The organism is Rhodococcus sp. WB9, assembly GCF_007558985.1.
In the GTDB taxonomy this organism is placed as follows: Bacteria; Actinomycetota; Actinomycetes; order Mycobacteriales; family Mycobacteriaceae; genus Rhodococcus_F; species Rhodococcus_F opacus.
In genome coordinates this window covers 3,200,473-3,223,078 of sequence record NZ_CP041769.1, presented here as the reverse complement: position 1 = coordinate 3,223,078, position 22,606 = coordinate 3,200,473, and the positions used below count along the sequence as shown (strand labels likewise).

20 protein-coding genes are annotated in these 22,606 nt (G+C 69.1%); 5 read left to right on the top strand and 15 right to left on the bottom strand.

The features are described 5' to 3' along the window. Positions 1 to 32 precede the first annotated feature (32 nt). The 8 genes from ligA to FND50_RS14850 form a co-directional block, all read right to left on the bottom strand. Complete coding sequence (gene ligA, locus FND50_RS14885; protein WP_144286229.1) at positions 33 to 2,123, bottom strand: NAD-dependent DNA ligase LigA; 2,091 nt, start codon at positions 2,121 to 2,123, stop codon at positions 33 to 35. Between the two features lie 41 nt (positions 2,124 to 2,164). After that, positions 2,165 to 3,187: a methionine synthase gene (locus FND50_RS14880; RefSeq protein ID WP_144286228.1), complete on the bottom strand. Its 1,023-nt coding sequence runs from the start codon at positions 3,185 to 3,187 to the stop codon at positions 2,165 to 2,167. Then, positions 3,184 to 4,278, bottom strand: coding sequence for a tRNA 2-thiouridine(34) synthase MnmA (mnmA, locus tag FND50_RS14875; RefSeq protein ID WP_144286227.1), 1,095 nt, complete (start codon positions 4,276 to 4,278; stop codon positions 3,184 to 3,186). Before mnmA ends, FND50_RS14880 begins: the two co-directional genes overlap by 4 nt. Next, on the bottom strand, positions 4,278 to 5,498 hold the full coding sequence (locus FND50_RS14870) for a cysteine desulfurase family protein (RefSeq protein ID WP_144286226.1): 1,221 nt from the start codon (positions 5,496 to 5,498) through the stop codon (positions 4,278 to 4,280). The genes mnmA and FND50_RS14870 overlap by 1 nt, the downstream gene beginning before the upstream one ends. 17 nt (positions 5,499 to 5,515) lie before the next feature. After that, a complete protein-coding gene (locus FND50_RS14865) occupies positions 5,516 to 6,439 on the bottom strand; it encodes a 1-acyl-sn-glycerol-3-phosphate acyltransferase (protein WP_144286225.1) in 924 nt (307 codons plus the stop codon). Next, the gene (locus tag FND50_RS14860) at positions 6,436 to 7,269 is read right to left on the bottom strand and encodes a GNAT family N-acetyltransferase (protein WP_054246646.1); all 834 of its coding nucleotides are present in this window, start codon (positions 7,267 to 7,269) and stop codon (positions 6,436 to 6,438) included. The genes FND50_RS14865 and FND50_RS14860 overlap by 4 nt, the downstream gene beginning before the upstream one ends. A gap of 134 nt (positions 7,270 to 7,403) precedes the next feature. After that, positions 7,404 to 8,360 carry an electron transfer flavoprotein subunit alpha/FixB family protein gene (locus FND50_RS14855; RefSeq protein ID WP_144286224.1) on the bottom strand — a complete coding sequence of 319 codons (957 nt, stop codon included), beginning with the start codon at positions 8,358 to 8,360 and terminating at the stop codon, positions 7,404 to 7,406. 46 nt (positions 8,361 to 8,406) lie between these two features. Further along, a complete protein-coding gene (locus FND50_RS14850) occupies positions 8,407 to 9,207 on the bottom strand; it encodes an electron transfer flavoprotein subunit beta/FixA family protein (protein WP_005259535.1) in 801 nt (266 codons plus the stop codon). Positions 9,208 to 9,448: 241 nt separating this feature from the next. On the opposite strand from FND50_RS14850, the gene FND50_RS14845 reads away from it, so the two are divergent. From FND50_RS14845 to FND50_RS14835, 3 genes are read left to right on the top strand one after another with little or no spacing between them, the layout of a single operon-like run. Then, the gene (locus tag FND50_RS14845) at positions 9,449 to 10,276 is read left to right on the top strand and encodes a bifunctional 2-polyprenyl-6-hydroxyphenol methylase/3-demethylubiquinol 3-O-methyltransferase UbiG (protein ID WP_144286223.1); all 828 of its coding nucleotides are present in this window, start codon (positions 9,449 to 9,451) and stop codon (positions 10,274 to 10,276) included. Continuing rightward, positions 10,273 to 11,871: a glycoside hydrolase family 57 protein gene (locus tag FND50_RS14840; RefSeq protein ID WP_186301287.1), complete on the top strand. Its 1,599-nt coding sequence runs from the start codon at positions 10,273 to 10,275 to the stop codon at positions 11,869 to 11,871. Before FND50_RS14845 ends, FND50_RS14840 begins: the two co-directional genes overlap by 4 nt. Then, positions 11,868 to 13,112 (top strand): glycosyltransferase family 4 protein, encoded by a 1,245-nt coding sequence (locus FND50_RS14835; protein ID WP_144286222.1) that lies wholly within the window; start codon positions 11,868 to 11,870, stop codon positions 13,110 to 13,112. The genes FND50_RS14840 and FND50_RS14835 overlap by 4 nt, the downstream gene beginning before the upstream one ends. 8 nt (positions 13,113 to 13,120) lie before the next feature. Here FND50_RS14835 and FND50_RS14830 read toward each other — a convergent pair whose 3' ends face one another. Continuing rightward, positions 13,121 to 13,378 (bottom strand): DUF3253 domain-containing protein, encoded by a 258-nt coding sequence (locus tag FND50_RS14830; RefSeq protein WP_144286221.1) that lies wholly within the window; start codon positions 13,376 to 13,378, stop codon positions 13,121 to 13,123. Positions 13,379 to 13,403: 25 nt separating this feature from the next. Then, entirely contained in the window at positions 13,404 to 14,147 is a 744-nt protein-coding gene (locus FND50_RS14825) for an acyltransferase (RefSeq protein WP_005240319.1), read from the bottom strand. A 139-nt stretch (positions 14,148 to 14,286) separates the two neighbouring features. Here FND50_RS14825 and FND50_RS14820 point away from each other — a divergent pair, with 139 nt between their 5' ends. Next, the gene (locus tag FND50_RS14820) at positions 14,287 to 15,594 is read left to right on the top strand and encodes a PQQ-binding-like beta-propeller repeat protein (protein ID WP_144286220.1); all 1,308 of its coding nucleotides are present in this window, start codon (positions 14,287 to 14,289) and stop codon (positions 15,592 to 15,594) included. A 39-nt stretch (positions 15,595 to 15,633) separates the two neighbouring features. On the opposite strand, the gene FND50_RS14815 is transcribed toward FND50_RS14820, so the two are convergent. The 5 genes from FND50_RS14815 to FND50_RS14795 form a co-directional block, all read right to left on the bottom strand. Further along, entirely contained in the window at positions 15,634 to 16,791 is a 1,158-nt protein-coding gene (locus FND50_RS14815) for a THUMP-like domain-containing protein (RefSeq protein ID WP_144286219.1), read from the bottom strand. A gap of 1 nt (position 16,792) precedes the next feature. After that, complete coding sequence (locus tag FND50_RS14810; protein WP_144286218.1) at positions 16,793 to 17,764, bottom strand: class I SAM-dependent methyltransferase; 972 nt, start codon at positions 17,762 to 17,764, stop codon at positions 16,793 to 16,795. A gap of 55 nt (positions 17,765 to 17,819) precedes the next feature. Then, positions 17,820 to 18,599 (bottom strand): enoyl-CoA hydratase/isomerase family protein, encoded by a 780-nt coding sequence (locus FND50_RS14805; protein WP_144286217.1) that lies wholly within the window; start codon positions 18,597 to 18,599, stop codon positions 17,820 to 17,822. A gap of 57 nt (positions 18,600 to 18,656) precedes the next feature. After that, positions 18,657 to 19,499, bottom strand: a complete 843-nt coding sequence (locus tag FND50_RS14800; RefSeq protein WP_144286216.1) for an NUDIX domain-containing protein — start codon at positions 19,497 to 19,499, stop codon at positions 18,657 to 18,659. A 65-nt stretch (positions 19,500 to 19,564) separates the two neighbouring features. After that, positions 19,565 to 20,389, bottom strand: a complete 825-nt coding sequence (locus tag FND50_RS14795; RefSeq protein ID WP_144286215.1) for an ABC transporter ATP-binding protein — start codon at positions 20,387 to 20,389, stop codon at positions 19,565 to 19,567. A gap of 50 nt (positions 20,390 to 20,439) precedes the next feature. Here FND50_RS14795 and glgX point away from each other — a divergent pair, with 50 nt between their 5' ends. Further along, entirely contained in the window at positions 20,440 to 22,587 is a 2,148-nt protein-coding gene (gene glgX, locus FND50_RS14790; protein ID WP_144286214.1) for a glycogen debranching protein GlgX, read from the top strand. Positions 22,588 to 22,606: the final 19 nt, after the last annotated feature.

The following is a 22,606-nucleotide window of genomic DNA, read 5'->3' as shown; positions in this document are numbered from 1 at the left end:
ACGCCGCCCAAAATGCGGGCGTGAGGTTCCGATCACACTCCGGAATCCGCGACCGCGTCCGGTCCGCCCTCCAGCAGTCGACGGAACCCGTCCTCGTCGAGGACCGGCACTCCGAGTTCGACGGCCTTGTCGTGCTTCGAACCCGGCGATTCGCCGACCACCACGTATGCCGTCTTCTTCGACACCGAACCCGCGGCCTTACCGCCTCGGACGAGGATCGCCTCCTTCGCCTGGTCGCGCGAGAACGTCTCGAGCGAACCCGTGACGACGATCGACAGTCCCTCGAGATTGCGCGGAATCGATTCGTCGCGTTCGTCTTCCATGCGAACCCCGGCCGCGGACCACTTCTCCACGATCTGCTGGTGCCAGTCGACACCGAACCACTCGGCGACGGCCGCGGCGATGGTACCGCCGACCCCGTCCACAGCGGCGAGTTCCTCGACGGAGCTCTGCCGGATCCGCTCGAGCGACCCGAATTCACCGGCCAGCGCACGCGCCGCCGTGGGTCCGACATGACGGATGGACAGCGCGACCAGCACCCGCCACAGCGGCTTGTCCTTGGCGGAATCGAGATTGTCGAGCAGCCGGCGGCCGTTGGCCGACAGCCCGCCGGCCTTGGTCCGGAAGAGCGACGTCTTGAGCAGATCGTCCTCGGTGAGCGAGAACAGGTCTCCCTCGTCGCCGATCGCCTTGGCCTCGAGCAGGCTCGTTGCGGCCTCGTAGCCGAGGACCTCGATGTCGAACGCGCCGCGGCCCGCGACGTGGAACACGCGTTCCCGGAGCTGCGCGGGGCAGTACTGCTGGTTGGGGCAGCGAATGTCCGCGTCACCCTCCTTGGCGGGGGCCAGCGGCGTGTCGCACTCCGGGCAGTGGGTGGGCATCACGAACTCGTACTCGTCGCCCGTCCGGGCGTCGACCACGGGCCCGAGGACCTCGGGGATGACGTCACCGGCCTTGCGCAGCACGACCGTGTCGCCGATGAGCACGCCCTTGCGTTTGACCTCGGAGCCGTTGTGCAGGGTGGCGAGTGAGACGGTGGAGCCGGCGACCGTGACCGGTTCCATGTAGGCGAACGGGGTTACCCGGCCGGTGCGACCGACGTTGACCCGGATGTCGAGGAGCTTGGTGGTTGCCTCTTCCGGCGGGTACTTGTAGGCGATCGCCCAGCGCGGCGCCCGGGAGGTGGACCCGAGCCGGCGTTGCAGCGACGTCTCGTCGACCTTGACCACCAGACCGTCGATCTCGTGCTCCACGTCGTGCCGGTGCTCGCCCCAGTACTGCACCCGGTCCACGACGGCGTCAGCGCCCGTGACCCGCGCGATGTGAGTCGACACCGGCAGGCCCCACGCCGCCAGTGCCGTGTACGCGTCGTACTGGGAGACCGGCTCGAATCCTTCACTGCGGCCGAGTCCGTGGCAGATCATTCCGAGGCGCCTGCGGGCCGTGACGGCCGGATTCTTCTGCCGCAGCGACCCGGCCGCGGAGTTCCGGGGATTCGCGAACGGCGCCTTGCCTTCCTCGACGAGCGCCGCGTTGAGTGCCGCGAAGTCCTCGAGCCGGAAGAACACCTCGCCGCGCACCTCGAGGAGCGCGGGGACCGGGTATTCGCCTGTCCCGGTGAGCTTTTCCGGGATGTCGTCGATGGTTCGCGCGTTCAGAGTGACTTCTTCACCGGTTCGGCCGTCGCCTCGCGTGGCGGCCCGGACGAGCCGGCCGTTCTCGTAGACCAGGTTCAGCGCGACTCCGTCGATCTTCACCTCGCACAGGTAGTGCAGGTCGGGGCCGGTCTCCTGCTCCACCCGGCTGATCCAGGTGCGCAGTTCGTCGGTGGCAAAGACGTTGTCGAGACTCAGCATCCGCTCGAGATGATCGGCGGAGGCGAAGTCGGTGGCGAAACCGCCGCCGACGAGTTGTGTCGGCGAATCGGGCGTCCGCAGGTCGGGGTACTGGTTCTCGAGGTCGTTCAGTTCGCCCAGCAGCACGTCGAACTCTCCGTCGGAGATGATGGGCGCGTCGCGGACGTAATAGCGGAACTGGTGCTGCCGCACTTCCTCGGCCAGCTCGTTCCAGTGCTCCCGAATGTGTCCGGGGGCCGGTGTCGGGGCTTCGGTCGATTCACTCACTACCGAAGATTAACCGGTCCGGCCGACACCGAACGCCGGACTCAGAGCGATTCGGGGTCGTCGGTGAACGCGCTGCTCACCTCGGCGCACAACTTCAGCGCGTCCCGGCTCCAGGACGCGCTTGCGCCCGCGAGTCCGCAGGCGGGAGTCACGGCGACCTGGGTCCGCAGCGTCGTGCGCGGAAATCCGAGCCGGTCGATCAGCGTCACCGCAGGTCGGGCCAGGTCGCGCCACGTGGCAGGCACCGCGGGAGCGTCGGTCGGGACGAGGCCGAGTGCGAGCTCCTTGCCCGCGTCGAGCAACTCGCCGATGCCGTCCAGGTCCGCGGATGCCAGCTGAGACACGTCCAGACCCACCGCACGGGCACTGCTGCGCCGCAGAAGGTCGGTGGGCAGGTCGGCGGAGCAGCAATGCACCATGGTCACCGCGCCGCAGCCGGCGAGGGCGGCCTCGAGCACGGCGAGAGCCTCCGGTTCCGGCATCGCCCGCACGGTCTCGAGCCGCGACCGACCGGACAGTGTGCCCGCCAGCACGGCGGGCAGTCCCGGCTCGTCGAATTGGACCAGCACCTGCGCGCCGAGACGTCGCGTGACTTCCGCGGCGCGCCGCGCGAGCCCCTCGCCCAGCGATTCGGCGAAGTCGCGCACCGCGCCGGGATCGGTGAGCACGCGCCGGCCGGTGCCGAGTTCCACCTCGGCCGCCAGCGTGAGCGGACCCACCGACTGCACCTTCACCACGTGGTCGGCGCCGACGAGGCCCGCACTCTCCCACGCCTCCTCGAGCGCGTCGAGATCCTGGTTCAGAAGGTCGGTCGCCCGCTTGGCGACCGAGCCGCGACGCTGCACCACGCGGTAGGCCGTCGTGGACACGTCCAGCTGCAGATCCACGAGCAGAGCGCTGGCGCGGCCGATCATGTCGGCGCCGAGCCCGCGGGCGGGCAACTCGACGAGGTGCGGGAGCCGGCCGAGTTCACCGAGAACGATCGTGGCGGCTTCACGCGGATCCGTGCCCGGCCACGAGCCGACGCCGGTGACGGCTCCGGCCAGTGAGATACCCTGCGTCACTGCGTGTTCGGACGCGCGTCGGTACCCGAGATGGTTCCGCTGCCCAGCACGATGTCGCCTGCCGGGTCGGTCCGGTACAGGACGACGGCCTGCCCCTTCGCGACGCCGGTGAGCGGCTCCCGAAGGGAGATGGCGATGCCGCCGTCGACCGCTTCGGCGACGGCGTCGGCGAGTCCGCCGTGGGCCCGGACCTGGACGGTGCATTCGAGTGGCCCGGTCGGCGTGCTCCCGGACGTCCACACGGCGCGGTCCGCTGTGATCGCGTGCACTTCGAGGTCGCGTGCGGAACCGACGCGGACGGTGCCGGTGTCGGGTTCGATGGACGTCACGTACCGCGGTTGCCCGTCGGCTGCGGGACCCTGGACGCCGAGGCCCTTCCGCTGGCCGATCGTGAAACCGTGCACGCCTTCGTGTTCCGCGAGCACCTCACCCGAATCGGCGTCGACCACACTGCCCGGGCGAACACCGATGCGGGCACCGAGGAATGCGCGGGTGTCGCCGGACGGGATGAAGCAGATGTCGTGGCTGTCGGGCTTGTTCGCCACGGCGAGGCCGCGTTCGGCGGCCTCCTCCCGGATCTGGTCCTTCGGGGTGTCCCCCACCGGGAACATCGCCCGCGACAACTGCTCGGCGGTGAGCACACCGAGCACGTACGACTGATCCTTGTCCGCGTCGACGGCGCGGCGCAGCACGCCGTTCTCGAGTTGCGCGTAGTGGCCGGTGGCCACCGCGTCGAACCCGAGGGCGATCGCACGGTCCGCGAGCGCCGCGAACTTGATCTTCTCGTTGCACCGCAGGCACGGGTTGGGGGTCTCGCCCGCGGCGTACGACGCCACGAAGTCGTCGATCACGTCTTCCTTGAAGCGGTCGGCGAAATCCCAGACGTAGAACGGGATTCCGAGCACGTCCGCGGCACGCCGGGCATCACCGGCGTCCTCCTTGGAGCAGCACCCCCGGGATCCGGTCCGCAGCGTGCCCGGCTCGGCGGACAGCGCGAGATGCACGCCCACCACGTCGTGCCCGGCAGCGACCGCCCGTGCCGCCGCCACCGCGGAATCCACACCGCCACTCATGGCCGCCAGTACTCGCATCAACGATCCCCTCCACGCGCTCCGACACCGGCGAGCCCGGCGGCGCGGGCCCGCTCCACAACTTGCGGCAGTGCCGCGATGACTGCATCCACGTCCGCGACCGTCGACGTGTGCCCGAACGAGAAGCGCAACGATCCCCGCGCGGTCGCGGAATCCACGCCCATCGCGGTCAGGACGTGGCTCGGACGAGCGACTCCCGCGGTACACGCCGACCCGGTCGAACACTCGATCCCGGCGGCGTCGAGCAACATCAGCAGCGAATCGCCCTCGCAGCCGGGGAAGGTGAAGTGGGCGTTGCCCGGCAGCCGCGCGCTGCCCACCGGCCCGTTCAGCACGGCATCGGGAACGGTCTCGCCGACGCGCTCGATCAAGCGGTCGCGCAGGACGGTCAGTTCCGTCGCGCGGGAGTCGAGGTCGGCGGTCGTGTCGCGCAGCGCCGCCGCCATACCGACGACGCCCGCCGTGTCCGGGGTACCCGAACGCAGGTCGCGCTCGTGTCCCCCGCCGTGCAGCAGCGGCACACACGGCACCTGCCGTCCCAGCAGCAGCGCACCGACGCCCTGCGGTCCGCCGACCTTGTGCGCGGCGATGCTCAGCGCGGACAGCCCGCTCGCAGCGAAGTCCACGGGGATGTGCGTGACGGCCTGGACGGCGTCGCTGTGCATCGGCACACCGAACTCGGCCGCCACGGCGGCGAGTTCGGTGATCGGCATGATCGTGCCGACCTCGTTGTTGGCCCACATGATCGTGACCAGGGCCGTCTCGTCCGCGTGGACGGCGAGTTCGTCGCGCAGCGCCTGCGGGGACACCCGGCCCAGTTCGTCGACGGGCAGCCACGTGACCTGGGCACCCTCGTGCTTCTCGAGCCACTCCACCGCGTCGAGAACCGCATGGTGCTCCACGGAACTGGCGAGAATCCGCGCCCGGTCGGGGTCGGCGTCCCGCCGGGCCCAGAAGATGCCCTTGACCGCGAGATTGTCGCTCTCGGTGCCGCCGGAGGTGAAGATGACCTCGGACGGCCTGGCACCGAGGTCGGCGGCGATGGATTCGCGGGCCTCCTCGATGCGACGGCGGGCGGCGCGTCCGGAACCGTGGAGCGAGGACGCATTGCCCACGGTCGTGAAGATATCGGTCATGGCCCGGACGGCAGCGGGCACCATGGGAGTGGTGGCTGCGTGGTCCAGGTAGACGGGGCGATCGGCACTGCGGGCAGAGGTCATGACGTGACCAGGATAGCTCAGGCGACGAGACGCTCCGCCGCCTCGATGCCCACGGCCGCCGTCCCGACCGCACCCTGCAGCGGATCGACGATGTCGTGCGCTGCGAGATCGATCCATTCGTCGCCCCGCGCGGCGCGCTCACACCGGGTCGCCAGATCGCGGCGGCAGTCCCCCGGGTACTCGATCGGCGCCAGCCGGACCTCCGCGGTGACTCCCTTCTGGCGGATGATGCGCCGGATCGACTGGCCGATCGTCTCCTCGCCGACGAAGCACGGCCCGGTCGTCAGGCCCCCGTCCCGGCCGGTGTACCGCAGCGAGATCGGCTGGACCGGGCATTCCGCGTCGATCGCCGCCTGGAACAGCGCAGGCCGGAAACCGCCGTACGCCCGTCCGCACCACGTGGTGCCCTCCGGGAACGCCACGACTCGTTCGCCGTCGCGCAGCCTGCCCGCCGTCGTCGCCACCGTGTCCGGGAGTGCGCGCAGGTTCTGCCGCTCGATCGGGACGACCCTCATCCGCTGCGCGAGCGACCCCAGAACCGGCCAGTCCAGCAGATCCCCGCGGGCGACGAAGTTCGCCGGGGCGAGCGCGCTGAGCACCAGCACATCGGTCCACGACACGTGGCCGGCCACCACCAGGATCCCGCCGGTGTGACGGCGCTTTCCACGATGATCGACGACGACGAGGCGAATTCCCACGCAGCGCAACAGGATCGCTGCGTACCGCCGCTGCAGACCGGTCCGCCACGACCGCGGCAGCAGCCATCCCGCGGTCAGGAGCGGCGCCGTCGCCAGTGCCGACACGACGAGGCACCAGCGAACGACCACGGTCGGGATCGACACTCCGTTCGCCTCCGCGGGCAGACATCCCGCGCCGCACGGACTCGACGGCATCCACGAGTGCACGGTCGCCTCGGACGATTCGGACACGGCCGTGCTCATGCTCGTGCTCCCGCCTCGAGAGTGGCCGATGCCGAACGCAGGCGTTCGAGGTAGCGCTCGTTGGCGCCGTGCAGTCCCTGCAGTGCGACGAAATCGGCGACACCGAACTCCGGATCGTGCGCGGGCTCACCGCACACCTTGGCGCCGAGGCGCAGGTAGCCCCGGAGCAGCGGTGGCAGGGTCGGCCGGGCGGGCGGCTCGATCTCGTCGAGCGACCGCCCGTCGACGCGCACCGGGTTCCTGGGCACGGCCCGCGCGGCCGGGTCGTTGCCGTACTTGCGGAGCAGCAGGTCGCGCACCCCTCGGACGTTGGAACCGGCCACCGCGTCCGGATGCTCGCGCATCGGCACGGAGACGCATCCCATGACCCATTCGTATCCGGTGAGCTGCAGGTAGTGGAGGATGCCTGCCCACATCAGGCTCAGCACCGAACCGGAGCGGTGGTCGGGGTCGACGCACGCCCGGCCCATCTCGACGATGCGGTTGCCGACGGGGTCGAGCGCGGAGATGTCGAATTCGGTGGCGGTGTAATAGCCACCGGCCTGGGCAGCGGCGTCGGGCGGGAGCATGCGGTAGCAGCCGACGAACTCGCCGGTCTCCTCGTGGCGGACGAGGAGGTGGTCACAGAAGTCGTCGAACCGGTCGGCGTCGAGGGCGTCCGCGTGCGCGGGGACGGAGAATCCGGGTTCGGAGGCGAACACGCGGTAGCGCAGCCGCTGGGCGGAAACGCGGTGTTCGCGGTCGGACGAGACGACCAGGGAGTATCGGGGCGCGGTTACAACAGAATCGGCGGTCTCACTCGGTGCGCGGAGAACTGACGAAGTTGTCATGGCGCAGGTTTACCGAGCAGGGGCGGCGTGAGGGCATCGCCCGGGTGTCGTGTCGATGCAGCCCGGATGAACGACGGAAGATACGACGGCGGCCCCGCTCCCGGCGAGGGAACGGGGCCGCCGTCGGCCGAGAATCAGCCCTTGTGGGCCTTGACTGCCTCGGTGAGCTGCGGAGCGACGTTGAACAGGTCGCCGACGATGCCGTAGTCCGCGATCTCGAAGATCGGGGCTTCCTCGTCCTTGTTCACGGCGACGATGGTCTTCGACGTCTGCATACCGGCGCGGTGCTGGATGGCACCGGAGATGCCGAGCGCGATGTACAGCTGCGGGGAGACCGTCTTGCCGGTCTGACCGACCTGGAACTGTCCCGGGTAGTAGCCCGAGTCGACCGCGGCACGCGAGGCACCGACAGCGGCACCCAGCGAGTCGGCGAGTTCCTCGACGACGGTGAACTTGTCGGCGCTGCCGACACCGCGGCCACCGGAGACGACGACGGTCGCCTCGGTGAGCTCGGGGCGGTCGCCACCGACGATCGGATCACGCGAGGTGATCTTGACGGCGCCCTCGTCCTGGGCCGGGACCTCGACGGAGACCTTCTCGCCTGCGCCGGCTTCGGGCTTCGCCTCGATGGCACCCGGGCGGACCGAGATGACCGGGACGTCGCCGTTGGCCTTGGCGTCGACGGTGAACGCGCCACCGAAGATCGAGTGCACGGCACTGCCGTCGGACTTCACGTCGACGACGTCGACGAGCAGGCCGGAGCCGATGCGGGCAGCAAGACGTCCGGAGACCTCCTTGCCCTCGACGCTGGCGGCGGTGATGACCGCAGCCGGCGCGGCCGACTCGACGAGCGACGCGAGCACGTCGACCTTCGGGGTGACCAGGTAGCCGTCGATGTCGTCCGACTCGGCGACGTAGATCTTGGCCGCGCCTGCGGCGGCGAGGCCCTCGGCCAGCTTGTCGGCGGTACCGGCGGGACCGGTGACCACTGCGGCCGGCTCACCGAGCGCGCGAGCGGCGGTGATGAGTTCGGTGCTGACCTTCTTCAGCGCACCCTCTGCGTGCTCGACGAGCACCAGTACTTCTGCCATGTCTAACTCTCCCTGTATGTGTCTGCTGGTCTGTAGAGGGGCGCGGTCAGATGATCTTCTGGCCCACGAGGTAGGCAGCGATCTTGCTGCCGCCGTCGCCCTCGTCGACGATGCGCTCACCAGCGGTACGCGGGGGCTTGGGGGTGGAGGCGGTGACGGTGGTGCCCGCGTTGGCGACACCGACGGTCTCCGGGTCGACACCGAGGTCGGCCAGCGTGTAGACGAGAACTTCCTTCTTCTTCGCGGCCATGATGCCCTTGAAGGAGGGGAAGCGGGGCTCGTTGATCTTCTCGGTGACGCTGACGATGGCCGGCAGGCTCGCCTCGAGGCCGAAGACGCCCTCGTCGGTCTCGCGCTCTCCGGTGACGGTGCCGTCGGCGACCGTGAGCTTGCGCAGCTGCGTGAGCTGCGGGATGCCCAGGTACTCGGCGATGATGGCCGGAACGGCGCCGACGCGGCCGTCGGTGGCCTCGTTACCGGCGATGATCAGGTCGGCAGGCTCTTCGTTCTCGAACGTGATCTGTCCGAGCGCCGCGGCCAGGGTCCACGCGGTCTGCACCGCGTCGGAGCCGTGGAGGGCCGGGTCGTTGATGTGCACTGCCTTGTCGGCACCCATGGACAGGGCCTTGCGGATGGCGTCGGTGGCACGGTCCGGACCTGCGGAGAGGACGGTCACCTCGCCGCCCTGAGCCTCCTTGATCAGGAGCGCTTCTTCGACGGCGCGCTCGTTGATCTCGTCGAGCACTGCATCGGCGGCCTCGCGGTCAAGCGTGTAGTCACCGTCGGTCAGCTTGCGCTCGGACCACGTGTCGGGGACCTGCTTGATCAAAACAACGATGTTCGTCATGGGTCTTCGTCGACCTCCTGTGTGTTCTTGCGTGGTTATCGTGAGTTGCTCCGCGTGGGCCGAGCTCTCGTTGTCGATATTTCGTCGCACGATGGCTCTGCGACAGATTACCCCACGTTAAGTTACCGGTCGGTAACTTGCGTGAAAGTCTCGTTCACCATAACGGCCGAATGCGCATTTCATCCCTGTGATGTAGACCACCTGGACGAGCGACCTTGCCGGTGGCACTAACCTCGCAGCGGTGAGCGAATCATTTGTCGGCGACCGCGAGGACGCACCATTGCCCCCGCTCGGTCACGAGCAATTGCCATCGACCGGCGACGAGCAGCTGCCCCTCACGGGTGAGCGGACCGTGCCCGGGATCCCCGAGGAGAACTACTGGTTCCGGCGGCACGAGGTCGTCTACCGCGACCTCCTCCCCCGCTGCACGGGACGCCGGGTGCTCGAGGCCGGATCCGGAGAAGGCTACGGCGCCAACATGATTGCCGACGTGGCACAGAGCGTCACCGGACTCGACTACGACATCTCCGCGGTCGAACACGTCCGTGCGCGCTACCCCCGCGTCGAGATGCTGCACGGCAACCTCGCGGAGCTTCCCCTCGACGACGAATCCGTCGACACCGTCGTCAATTTCCAGGTGATCGAACACCTGTGGGACCAGGCCCAGTTCCTCCGCGAATGCTTCCGGGTGCTGACGCCCGGCGGGGAACTGCTCGTCAGCACCCCCAACCGCATCACGTTCTCGCCGGGCCGCGACACGCCCCTCAATCCGTTCCACACCCGCGAACTCGACGCGGCCGAGCTGACCGAACTGCTCGAGGAGGCCGGATTCAGGGTCGCCCTCATGACCGGCGTCCATCACGGCGACCGGCTGAAGTCCCTCGACGCGAAGCACGGCGGCTCGTTCATCGGCGCGCAGATCGACCGCGCACTCGCCGGCGAACCCTGGCCCGACGAACTGACCCGCGACGTCGAGGGCATCACCCTCGACGACTTCGCCTTGCACGAGGGCCACATCGACGACAGCCTCGACCTGGTGGCCGTCGCGGTGAAGGATCCTGTTCGGTGACCGAATCCGACAACCGCACCGGAGCGGGCGACGCGACGGAACCGGGCATGTTCTGCCTGGTCCTGCACTCCCACCTGCCCTGGCTCGCCAACCACGGCCGGTGGCCGGTGGGCGAGGAGTGGCTGTACCAGTCGTGGGCGGCGTCGTATCTCCCTCTCACCGCGATGTTGCGGCGGCTGTCCGACGAGGGTCGCTCACACCTGCTGACCCTCGGCATCACCCCCGTTCTCGCAGCTCAGCTCGACGATCCGCACTGTCTGGCTGGGATGCACCACTGGCTCGGGAACTGGCAGATCCGCGCACACGAGGCGGCAGGCATGCCCGACGACGCGCACCGCGATCTCGGTGCCCGCGAGCACCGCGCGTCCGCCGCCGCACTCGCCGACTTCGAACTGCGCTGGCGGCACGGCGGCTCACCGGTACTGCGCGACCTTCTCGACCGCGGGGCGTTCGAACTGCTCGGCGGGCCGCTTGCCCACCCGTTCCAGCCGCTGCTCGACCCGCGGTTGCGCGCCTTCTCCCTCAGCGAGGGGCTCGCCGACGCCGCCGCGCGGTGGAACTGCACGCCGACAGGTATCTGGGGGCCCGAATGCGGGTACACCCCCGGCATGGAGACCGGATACGCCGAGGCGGGTGTCACTCATTTCATGGTCGACGGTCCTGCCCTGCGCGGCGACACATCGCTCGGCAGACCGGTCCGTGAGTCCGACGTGGTCGCGTTCGGACGCGACCTGCAGGTGAGTTACCGGGTGTGGTCGCCGAAGTCGGGCTACCCCGGGCACGGCGCCTACCGCGACTTCCACACGTACGACCACGACACCGGCCTCAAACCGGCCCGGGTGACCGGCCGCACGGTCGACTCGGCCGACAAGGCGCCATACGACCCCGCCCTGGCTACGGCCGCGGTCGACCGGCACGTGGCCGACTTCGTCGCCACCGTCCGCAGGCGCCTGCGCGACGAGTCGGAGCGCATCGGACGGCCCGCGCTCGTCGTCGCCGCGTTCGACACGGAACTGTTCGGGCACTGGTGGCACGAGGGCCCCGAGTGGCTCGAGAAGGTGCTGCGGGCGCTGCCCGAGGCCGGAATCCGGGTCGGCACCCTCGATGACGCCCGGCGGCAGGGTTACGTGGGCGAACCCGTCCAGCTCGAGAAATCGTCGTGGGGATCCGGCAAGGATTGGCGGGTATGGGCCGGCGATCAAGTCTCGGACCTGGTGCAACTCAACTCCGAGGTGGTCGCGACCGCCCTCGACACCGTGGACAAGACCCGCGACACCAATGCTGCCCCCGGACGTCCCGCGCTCCGGAACCGCGTGAACGATCAGATGCTGCGGGAGGCACTCATGACGGTGTCGAGCGACTGGGCGTTCATGGTCAGTAAGGATTCCGCGGCCGGATATGCCCGCGACCGGGCACACAAGCACGCACATGCCACCCGCGAAATCGCGGCCGCGGTGTCGGCGGGCAAGGACGCGGCCGCGAACCGGCTCGCAGAGGGATGGAACCGCGCCGACGGCCTGTTCCCCGGGCTCGACGCGCGGCGTCTGCCCGGCAGGGAGCACCGGCGGACGGGCACCGAGGGAGGGGCGTCGTGAAGATCCTGATCGTGTCGTGGGAGTACCCACCCGTCGTGGTCGGCGGTCTCGGCCGCCACGTCCACCACCTGGCCACCGAACTCGCGGCGACCGGACACGAAGTGGTGGTGTTGTCGCGGCGGCCGTCGGGCACCGACGCCTCCACCCATCCCACCGTCACCCACATCGAAGACGGCGTGCTGGTCGTCGCCGTCGCCGAGGACCCCGCGCACTTCGTCTTCGGCGAGGACATGCTGGCGTGGACACTCGCGATGGGGCACGCGATGGTGCGGGCCGGCGTCGCCCTGCACAAGCCCGGTGTCGGGGAGGGCTGGCAGCCGGACGTGGTGCACGCACACGACTGGCTCGTGGCCCACCCCGCCATCGCGTTGGCCGAATTCTACGACGTCCCTTTGGTTTCCACACTCCACGCCACCGAGGCCGGACGGCACAGCGGCTGGGTGTCCGGCCGGATCAACCGGCAGGTGCATTCGGTGGAATGGTGGCTGGCCAACGAATCCGATGCGCTCATCACCTGTTCCGCGTCGATGCAGGACGAAGTGACCACACTCTACGGTCCGCAGCTCCCACCGATCACGGTGATCCGCAACGGAATCGACCTCACCACCTGGAGCTTCCGCGAGCGCGCGCCACGGTCCGGACCGCCGAAACTACTGTTCGTCGGCCGCCTCGAATACGAGAAGGGCGTGCAGGACGCCATCGCCGCACTCCCCCGGATCCGCCGCAGCCACCCCGGGACGACATTGTCGATCGCCGGCGAGGGCACCCAGTTCACCTGGTTGTATCAGCAGGCCCGCACCCATCGGGTGGCACGCGCGGTGAACTTCCTGGGCACCCTCGACCACATCGAACTGCTCGGGTGGCTGCACGGCGCCGACGCCATCGTCCTGCCCAGCCGGTACGAGCCGTTCGGCATCATCGCACTCGAAGCCGCCGCCTCCGGCACCCCGCTCGTGGCGTCCACCGCCGGCGGCCTCGGTGAAGCGGTCGTCGACGGCGAGACCGGCATGTCGTTCCAGCCGGGCGACGTCACCGGGCTCACGTCCGCGGTCCGGGAGGTCCTCGACGACCCGGCAGGCGCCCAGCAGCGCGCGTTGGCCGCCCGTGACCGTCTCACCGCGGATTTCGACTGGCACAAGGTGGCCGAGGACACCGTCCACGTCTACGCGGGCGCCAAGCGCCGCGTGCGGCACCCGTTGGCGAGGCCGGAGATTCCCGAGCGTCCGCTGCCCGGTCGCTGACGTGGCCCTCAGTCCGCGCGGGCCCGCCGGATCCGGATCGGACCCCGTGCCGATCCCGGATCCACCACGGCACCTTTCTGAGTGACCTCGACCTCCCCGGCATCGGCCAGACGCCGGGCGGCCGCCCGCACCGGTTCCATGAGGGGTCGCCAGTCGTCCGGTGCGACGGCCCGCGCGACATCCGACGGGCAGATGCTCGCACTCTCGGAGCGGGCGTCGAGGAGCGCCCGGATGCGCTCCTCGAGTTCACTGTCCGACGCGGTCATGCTGCCGACTATGCCACCGCGCCGGTCAGTTCTCCTGCGCCGCCTTCTTCCGGGCGATGTCCTCGAGGGCCGCGATGTACTTCGCGCGTTCGGACGCACCCGCCTCCCACTCGGCCTTGCGGTTCTTCACGGGCTTGGCCGGCGAGCCGACGGCGATGCTGAAGTCCGGGATGTCACCCTTGACGACGGCATGCGCGCCGAGAACACAGCCTCGCCCCACCCGCGTGTTGCGGAGAACCGTGACCTTGGCCGCCACCCACGTGTCGGGTCCGATGCGGACCGGGCCCTTCACGATGCCCTGATCCTTGATCGGGACGTTCACATCGTCCATGCGGTGATCGAAGTCGGTGATATAGCACCAGTCGGCCACGAGCGTCGACGCGCCGATCTCGATGTCGAGGTACGTGTTGACGACGTTGTCCTTGCCGAAGACCACCTTGTCGCCGATGCGCAGCGAACCCTCGTGGCAGCGGATCGCGTTGCCGTCGCCGATGTGCACCCAGCGGCCGATCTCGAGCCGCGACAGGTCGGGGGTCGAATGGATCTCCACCCGCTTGCCGAGGAACACCATGCCGCGCAGGATCACGTGCGGGTTGGCCAGCTTGAACTTCGCGAGCCGGTAGTACCGCACGAGGTACCACGGCGTGTACGCCTTGTTCGCCAGCACCCATCGCAGCGAGTCGCGTGTCAGGAAGCGGGCCTGCTCGCTGTCGCTCCGCCGGGATCCTCGCCACCTCGTACGCAACGGTGCGCCCCACATGCTCGTCATAGCCTGTCAGCCTACGTTCACGGCTCGGGCCGCCGGTCGGGTGCGTCCGGACTCCGACACCGGCATCGGGGTGTGCCGATCGGCGCAGCCTCGGCGGGATAGTCTCTGGGCCGAGCGTTATCGAAGACGAGGAGAAGTAATGCGGCGGGTCCTACGTTCGTCAGTACTGGCGCTGGCGACGATCTCGGCTGTCGTCCTCAGCGGCTGCAGCAGCGGAACGCAGGTCGACGACATCTTCTCCGCGGGCGGGTGGCCCGGCATGCACGCCGACGCCCGCAACAGCGACACCAGCCCCGTCACCGGTTCCCGCGAACTCTCCTTCGCCTGGTCGCGGCCGCTCGGCGGTCCGGTTGCGAATTACGCGTCGGTGGCCGCCAGCGGCCAGATCTTCATCACGGCCCGCACCGAGAAGGGCTGCAACCTCTTCTCCTACCAGATGGACAGCGGCCGCAAACGCTGGTGCCGTCAGCTCGCGCCGGGTGTCGTTGCCTCCACGCCGATCGTCGACGGCGCCGCCAACGTGTACGTGGGTGAGAACGGCGCCATCAACTCGTTCAACGAGTACGGCCAGCTGCGTTGGCGCACACCGGTGGTCGGGACGCCGCTGTCGGCGCAGTTCACCGGCGACGGCAATCTCCTCTTCATCACCCAGCTCGGCCAGATCAACGTCGTGGACACGCAGACCGGTCAGAAGGTCGTGGCGCCGTACGATCTCGTCCCGCCGCCGTCCGTCGCCGAGGGCGCGAACGTCGACATCCTGCCCGACGACAAGGGCCTCAGCGGCTGCTTCTTCGGCGCACCCGACTGCCCGGTGGCGAACATGCCGGCCATCGACCTCGAGTCCGGCAAGTTCTACTTCACGTTCTTCGCCCCAGGAGCACCCGCGGCGGAACTCGTCGCAATGAAGTACTCCGGCGGCGACAACCCCGCGATCACCCAGGAATGGTCCAGCGATGCACTGCCGGGCGGCAGCGCGTCCAGTCCCGATCTGTCGGCCGACGGCTCCGTCGTCTACACCAACGACAACTGGGGCACGTTGTGGGCGATCGATTCCGCGACCGGCGATCCGAAGTGGAGTTACGACATCGGGTATGCCGCCGCCGGCAGCCCGTCGACGTCCGCGGACGGTCTGATCATCCCCGCGGGCGGACTCGACGGCCACCTGCTGGCGTTGCAGGACAAGGGCGATCACGCCGAACTGGTCTGGGAGCGGAAGGATCTGCTGCAGCTGGGCGTCCCGGCCCAGACGGCCGGGTCCACCGGTTACGCGGTGGTCCGCGAGGGTACCGACGGACTGGCGATGCTCACGTTCGACACCGGGACCGGCGAAACCCTCGACCAGGACACCCTGCCCGGGGCGAAGGGCTTCACGGTCGGCACGTCCGTCGGGCCGAAGGGTGAAGTTCTCACGCCGACACTGCTCGGAGAGCTGTTCGTCCTCCGCTGACCCGTGAGTACTTATTAACGTCCGGCGGTTGAGAAGTACTCACGGGCGCGAAGCGCAGATGAAGGCGACGCCGGCTCGGCCGATCCGCGTGATCACCACACTGAGCGAACGACTTCCGCGCAGCTTCAGCTTGGGACGCAGGACCGCGGGATCGACGTCGACGCCGCGCACGAGGATTTCCGCCACCCCGCAGTCGTGCCGCGCCAACTCCTGCCGCAGCGACTTCTCCGAATACTTCACCTGTTCGAGAATGCGGAAGCCCCGCACGCCGTCGGGGACCGAATTGCCGGTGAGATAGGCGATCCGGGGATCCAGCTGCCACAGCCCGTGCCGGGCGGCGTAGTGCCGCACCAGGCCCGCACGCACGACGGCGCCGTCGGGGTCGATGATCCACTCGCCCGGCGCGCGTTCGGGGATGTCGTCGTCCTCGGCGTCCGTCACCGTCCACGCGGTGCCGTCGGAGCCGAGGACGCTCGCTCGCCGGGTGACACCGGCTCCGGACAGTCCCGGCGACCACAGGCACGCCTCGCGCACGCCGCCGTCGAGCGACACCACCTCCACCTCGCCGTCCCAGCCGAGCCGGTCGAAATCGAGTCCGGGGGCGCACTTCACCGCGAGATCCCGTCCACGGTATGCGTCGATCAGATCGGGCAGCGGCGGCTCCAGCGCGGCGGGGTCGTGTGTGCGCCTGCCGCCGGACCGTCGCGCCGGATCCGCGAGCACGACGGTGCCGCGGGTGCACGGGACGAGCGCGTCGGCGCGGAGAACGGCCGCCCCGGGAACGTTGTGCTGCGCCATCAGGAGCCGGACCGAGTCGAGGTCGCTGCCGATCACGGTTGCGGCCGTCCCGGCCACCGCGTCCAGTTCGGCGCCGATGGAGCACGTGACGTCGTGGACGTGCCGGTCCGTCAGCCGCGTCGCACGGTGTGCGGCGACCGCCCGTGGTGTCGCCTGCTGCAGGGCGTCGTCGGTGAAGAACCAGTTTTCGGTGCCGGGAAGTTTGGCGGCCGCCTTCCGCCGCAACAGCACGGTCTCCACCAGCAACGCCACGTGTGAGCCGAAACGCGTACGCGCCCGACCGATGTCGGCCAGGCGCGTAGACGTGGTCAGTGCGAAGCCGTCCACCTCCGCGAGAGCGGCTGCCCCGTCCGGGCTCTGCAGGAACTCCACGTCCCCGGCAGTGAACGCATAGCCCAATTCAGTTGCCGGGCTTCACGCCGGTGATCATGACGTTGTAGAAGAATCCCCGTGGAACCACGTGCCGGAGAACCTTCTCGTCGACCCAGCTGAGCGTCTTCCATCCGGTGAACGCGAAACGCCCCCAGCCCCAGCCCAGCTTCTCCGGGGGCACAGCGGCCTCGAACGTGCGGACGGGCCACCCGAGCAGAGCGGCGGCGAATTCCTCGGTGGCCGCGTGAACCTGCTCGGCGCCTGCCGACTTCGCGATCTTCTCGAGGTCGCTCGGATCGAACGTGTGGAGGTCGACGACGGCCTCGAGCGCGGCCGCCCGGGAGGACTCGTCCAATTCCGCCTGCGGGCGACGCCAGTCCGCGAGGAACGGCAACTTGGTGACCCGGGTGGTGACCTCCCACGTCGCGCGACCCAGCCAGCGGGCGTAGAAGTTGCCGATCGTGGTCGGCTCACCGGCGAACACGAAACGCCCGCCCGGCTTCAGGACGCGCAGAACCTCGCGCAGCGACTGCTCGACATCCGGGATGTGATGCAGGACAGCGTGTCCCACGACGAGGTCGAACGTGCCGTCCTCGTACGGGATGGTTTCGGCGTCGGCGACGCGGCCGTCGACGGACAATCCCAGGCCCTCGGCGTTGCGGAGGGCGACCTTCACCATGCCGGGCGACAGGTCGGTGACCGAACCGGTCTTCGCGACCCCGCCCTGCATCAGGTTGAGGAGGAAGAATCCGGTGCCGCAGCCCAGTTCGAGCGCCCGCTCGTAGGGCAGCGGCTGATCGCCCGCGACGGCGTCGAAACGTCCGCGCGCGTAGTCGATGCACCGCTCGTCGTACGAGATCGACCACTTCTCGTCGTACGTCTCGGCTTCCCAGTCGTGGTACAGCACCTGGGCGAGTTTGGTGTCCTTCAGCGCAGCCTCTACCTCTTCGGCGGTGGCGTGCGGATGAGGAGTTGGGTCGTCATGGGCGCTTGCAGTCATGCGGCAAATCCTACTCGCTGGTAAGAGTGAACAGGTTCTAGTTTCGGGCTCCAGACTACTCGCCCGTGAACTGAGCCTTACCTGGGCCGTTCTCGATGAACGATTCCATCCCGATCGTGCGGTCCTGGGTGGCGAACAACGAGGTGAACAGCTGACGCTCCACCGCGAGCCCGGTACCCAGGTCGACGTCCAACCCACGGTCCACGGCGGCCTTCGCCGCAGCCAGGGCGCGGCCCGCTCCCTTCGTGAACTGCGACGCCCACGTGCGGGCCGCCTCGTACACGTCGTCCGGCGCCACGACCTCGTCGACCAGACCGATCGCGAGAGCCTCCTCGGCGTCGACGAATCGGCCGGTGAACAGTAGATCCTTGGCCTTGGACGGTCCGATCAGCCGGGCGAGACGCTGAGTGCCGCCGCCGCCGGGGATGATGCCGAGCAGGATCTCCGGCACGCCGAGCTTGGCGTTGTCGCCCGCGATGCGCCGGTCCGCCGACAGCGCGACCTCCAGGCCGCCGCCGAGCGCGTACCCCGTGATGGCGGCGACGGTGGGCTTCGGGATCTCGGAGACCGCCGCGAGGTCGGACTGCAGGTCGCCGATCACGTCGGACATCTGACCGAAGTTCATCTCGGACATTTCCTTCACGTCCGCGCCCGCGGCGAAGACCTTCTCGCCGCCGTAGACGATGACGGCCTTCACGTCGGCGTTGACGGTCGCCTCCCGCGCCGCTGCCCGCAACTCCTGCTGAACCTGGCGGTTCAGGGCGTTCATCGGGGGGCGCGCGAGCCGGATCGTGCCGATGCCTTCGGATACCTCGAGAGTGACAAACTCAGCCATGAGGCAAAAGGCTACTTGTCTGCCTCCGACCCGGTTTCGCGGCCCGCCGCATCGCGATCAGTCGCGGGACGCCCACGGATGCGGACCGGCTTCGTAGTAGCCGTCCTGCCCCGGGAACTCGACGCGGAGCTGCTCCTCGTCCGTGATCAGAGTCGGCAGGATCACCGGGATCTCCGGCTCCGCGGCCAGCACCTCCGCGACCGAACCGAACGCGCTGAGCGCCGTGAGCTGACTCCACGTCGGCGGCAGCAGAATGCTTCCGCCGCCCTGCCAGTGCGCGAGCGCCGCGGCGGGACTCTGCCACTGCACCTCCTCGGCCTCGGACGTCGCGCCGTCCGCGATCTGGCCGTGCGGTGCGGCGGCGACGAAGAAACGCGTGTCGTAGCGGCGGCCCTCTCCGACCGGGGTGATCCAGTTGGCCCAGGGCCGCAGCAGGTCGGCCCGCAGGACGAGGTTCTCGCGCTTCAGGAAGTCGCTGAACGACAGTTCCCGCTTCTCGAGCTGTGTTCGGGACTGCGCGTAACGGGACGTGTCCGCCACGATCGTGTCCGCGCTCGGTCCCGCGAGGAGCACGCCGCATTCCTCGAACGTCTCACGCACCGCCGCACATACGAGGGCCTTCGCGCGCGCCGCATCGGTGGAGAACCGCCCAGCCCACCAGTCGACGGACGGTCCCGCCCAGTCGACCTCGGCTTCGGCGTCGGACGGGTCGACCCCGCCGCCGGGGAATACGGTCATGCCGCCGGCGAACGCCATCCCCTTCACCCGGCGGAGGAGGAACACCTCGATACCGGACGCCGCGACATCTGCCGCGGCGTCACGGATGAGGATGACCGTGGACGCGTCCTTGGGTGCCACGTCGGTACTGTCGCGGGGCGCCTGCTCTTGCTTCGAGACCATGTCTCGGAACCTACGCCGCCGGGTGACGCGGGTCGCAGTCGGTACCCCGGTGTGACCGCCGGTCCTCAGCCTCGCCGGTGCGCGCCGGGGACGCGGGTCCGCCGCGCGAAGAATCGGCCGTCGACCTTGTCCAGGCTGATGGACTGGCTGAACGCCTCGCTGAGGTTCTCGGCAGTGATGACCTGATCCAGGAGCCCCTGCGAGACGACCTCCCCCTCCTTGAGGAGCAGTGCATGAGTGAAGCCCGGCGGGATCTCCTCGACGTGGTGGGTGATGAGGACCGTCGCGGGGGCGTCGGGGTCGGCGGCGAGATCGGTGAGGCGCGCGACGAGTTCCTCGCGCCCACCGAGGTCGAGACCGGCGGCGGGCTCGTCGAGCAGCAGTAGTTCCGGGTCGGTCATCAGCGCACGGGCGATGAGGACGCGCTTGCGCTCACCCTCGGACAGGGTGCCGTACGTGCGTCTGGCGAGGTGCTCGGCACCGAGGCTCTCGAGCATCTCGATGGCACGGTCGGTGTCCATGTCGTCGTAGCGCTCACGCCAGCGTCCGAGGACCGCGTAGCCGGCGGAGACGACGAGATCGGTCACGATCTCCTCGGACGGCACCCGGTTGGCGAGCGCCGAGGAGGACAGTCCGATCCGCGGACGCAGTTCGTTGATGTCGACGCGGCCGAGCCGCTCGCCGAGAAGGTAGGCGCTTCCGCTCGTGGGATGCAGTTCGGCGGCCGCGATCCGGAGCAACGACGTCTTCCCTGCCCCGTTCGGTCCGAGGACGACCCACCGCTCGTCGAGTTCCACCTTCCAGGTGACCGGGCCCACCAGAGTGTTGCCCCCGCGGCGGAGGAGAACGTCGTCGAATTCGATGAGGAGATCAGGATCAGGTTCATGCACGGACCCATCTTCCCGCACATCTTCCGAGCATTCACGGCAGGATCAGTTGCGTGTCGCCTCACATCGATTCGCACCCGGGCGAGATGTCGTCGCTCCCCCCGAGTCTGCGGCTGCCCGGATCACCGTTTCCCCTGGGAGCGAATGTGCGTGGCACCGGAACGCAGTTCGCGGTCCACGCTCCCGACGCCGAACTGGTACAGGTGTGCCTGATTTCCGCGGACGGCGACGAGACCCGGATCGACCTGGTCCAACGGACGTACGGCATCTGGCACGGCATCGTCGAGGGGGTCGGTGCGGGACAGCGCTACGGCTACCGCGCGCACGGACGCTGGGACCCCGCACGCGGCGTGCGCCTCAACCCCGCCAAGCTGCTTCTGGATCCGTGGGCGACCGGCATCACAGGCGAACTCGGCGACCACGACGCACTCGTCTCCCACGACGGCGACCCGTTCGGCGGCCCGTCCCGCGTCGACAGCCTGGGCCACACCCCGCTGTCGGTGGTGACGGCCGACCACGCCCGCACGAGCGGACCGCGGATCGAAAGGCCGTGGGAGGAAACCGTTGTCTACGAACTTCACGTGGGATCGTTCACCGCACGGCACCCCGACGTGCCGCCGCAGTACCGCGGAACGTATCTGGGTCTCGCGGAACCCGCCGTCGTCGGTCATCTCGTCCGTCTCGGGGTGACCGCGGTCGAACTGCTTCCCGTCCAGGCGTACGTCTCCGAGGCCACCGTGCGTTCGCGGGGCATGCGCAACCACTGGGGGTACGCCACCGCGGCGTTCTTCGCCCCTCACCCGGGTTATGCGGTGGTGCCCGGTCAGGAGATCACCGAATTCCACACGATGGTCGACGCGCTGCACGCCGCGGGGATCGAGGTCGTCCTCGACGTGGTGTACAACCACACCTGCGAACAGGGCGTCGACGGCATCAGCCTCAGCTGGCGCGGCCTCGACGCCCCCGGCTACTACCTGCTCGACTCCGACGGTCGCGACATCGATCTCACCGGCTGCGGGAACACCGTCGATGCACAGTCGCCCGTCGCCGTCCGGATGATCGGCGACAGCCTGCGCTACTGGGCGCACGAGATGGGGGTCGACGGCTTCCGGTTCGACCTCGCGTCCGCTCTCGGCCGGCCCGGTGGCGGCCGATTCGATTCCCGCGCTTCGATCTTCTCCGCGATCACGGCGGATCCCGTTCTCTCCCGGTGCAAACTGATCGCCGAACCGTGGGACGCCACGTCGGACGGATATCGGGTCGGGCACTTCGGCGTTCAGTGGTCGGAATGGAACGACAAGTACCGCAACACCGTTCGACGGTTCTGGAACGGCGGCACCGGGGTGCGCGATCTCGCCTCCCGAGTGGCGGGTTCCGAGGACGTGTTCGGAAACCGGCGGCCGTGGGCGTCCGTCAATTTCGTGACCGCGCACGACGGTTTCACCGCCGCGGACCTCGTGTCGTACCGCCGCAAACACAACGAGGCGAACGGCGAGGACAACCGGGACGGCGCCGATCACAACGACTCCGTCGACCACGGTGTCGAAGGCCTCACCGACGATCCGTCGATCATCGAGGCGCGGTCCCGGCACGTCCGCGCGCTCCTGGCCACGCTCGCACTGTCGACCGGCACGCCGATGTTCACCGCAGGCGACGAGTTCGGTCACACCCTCGGCGGCAACAACAACGCGTACTGCGTCCCCGAAGACACCCCGCGTGAAGACTCCTGGCCACTCGACTGGAGTTCCGGGGACACGACTCTCACCGCATTCGTCACCCGGGCCCTCGACCTCCGACGCGCCTCCCCCGCGCTGCGCCAGCCGGAATTCTTCGAAGGCAGGCGCACCCCCACCGGCCATCCCGACCTCGTGTGGTTCGGCGCCGACGGCGCAGAGATGGACGACCGCGCGTGGTACGACGACTCCAGGCGCACCCTCCAGGCGTGGATCGACGGTTCCGACATCCGCTCCCACACCGAAGACGGGCACCAACTCACCGACGACAGCTGGCTTCTCGTCTTCCACTCGGGCGGACCCACCGTGATCACCCTGGGCTGTCCCGAATGGTTCTACGGCACGGTGCTCGCCGAATTCGACTCGGCGTCCCCCGACGGCGCACCCGCGCCGGGCGGCCCGATCTCCGGAGACTCCACGATCGCACTGTCCGGTCCGACGCTGCTCGTCTTTCGTGCGGTCGGATAGATGCCACCGAAACGCATCA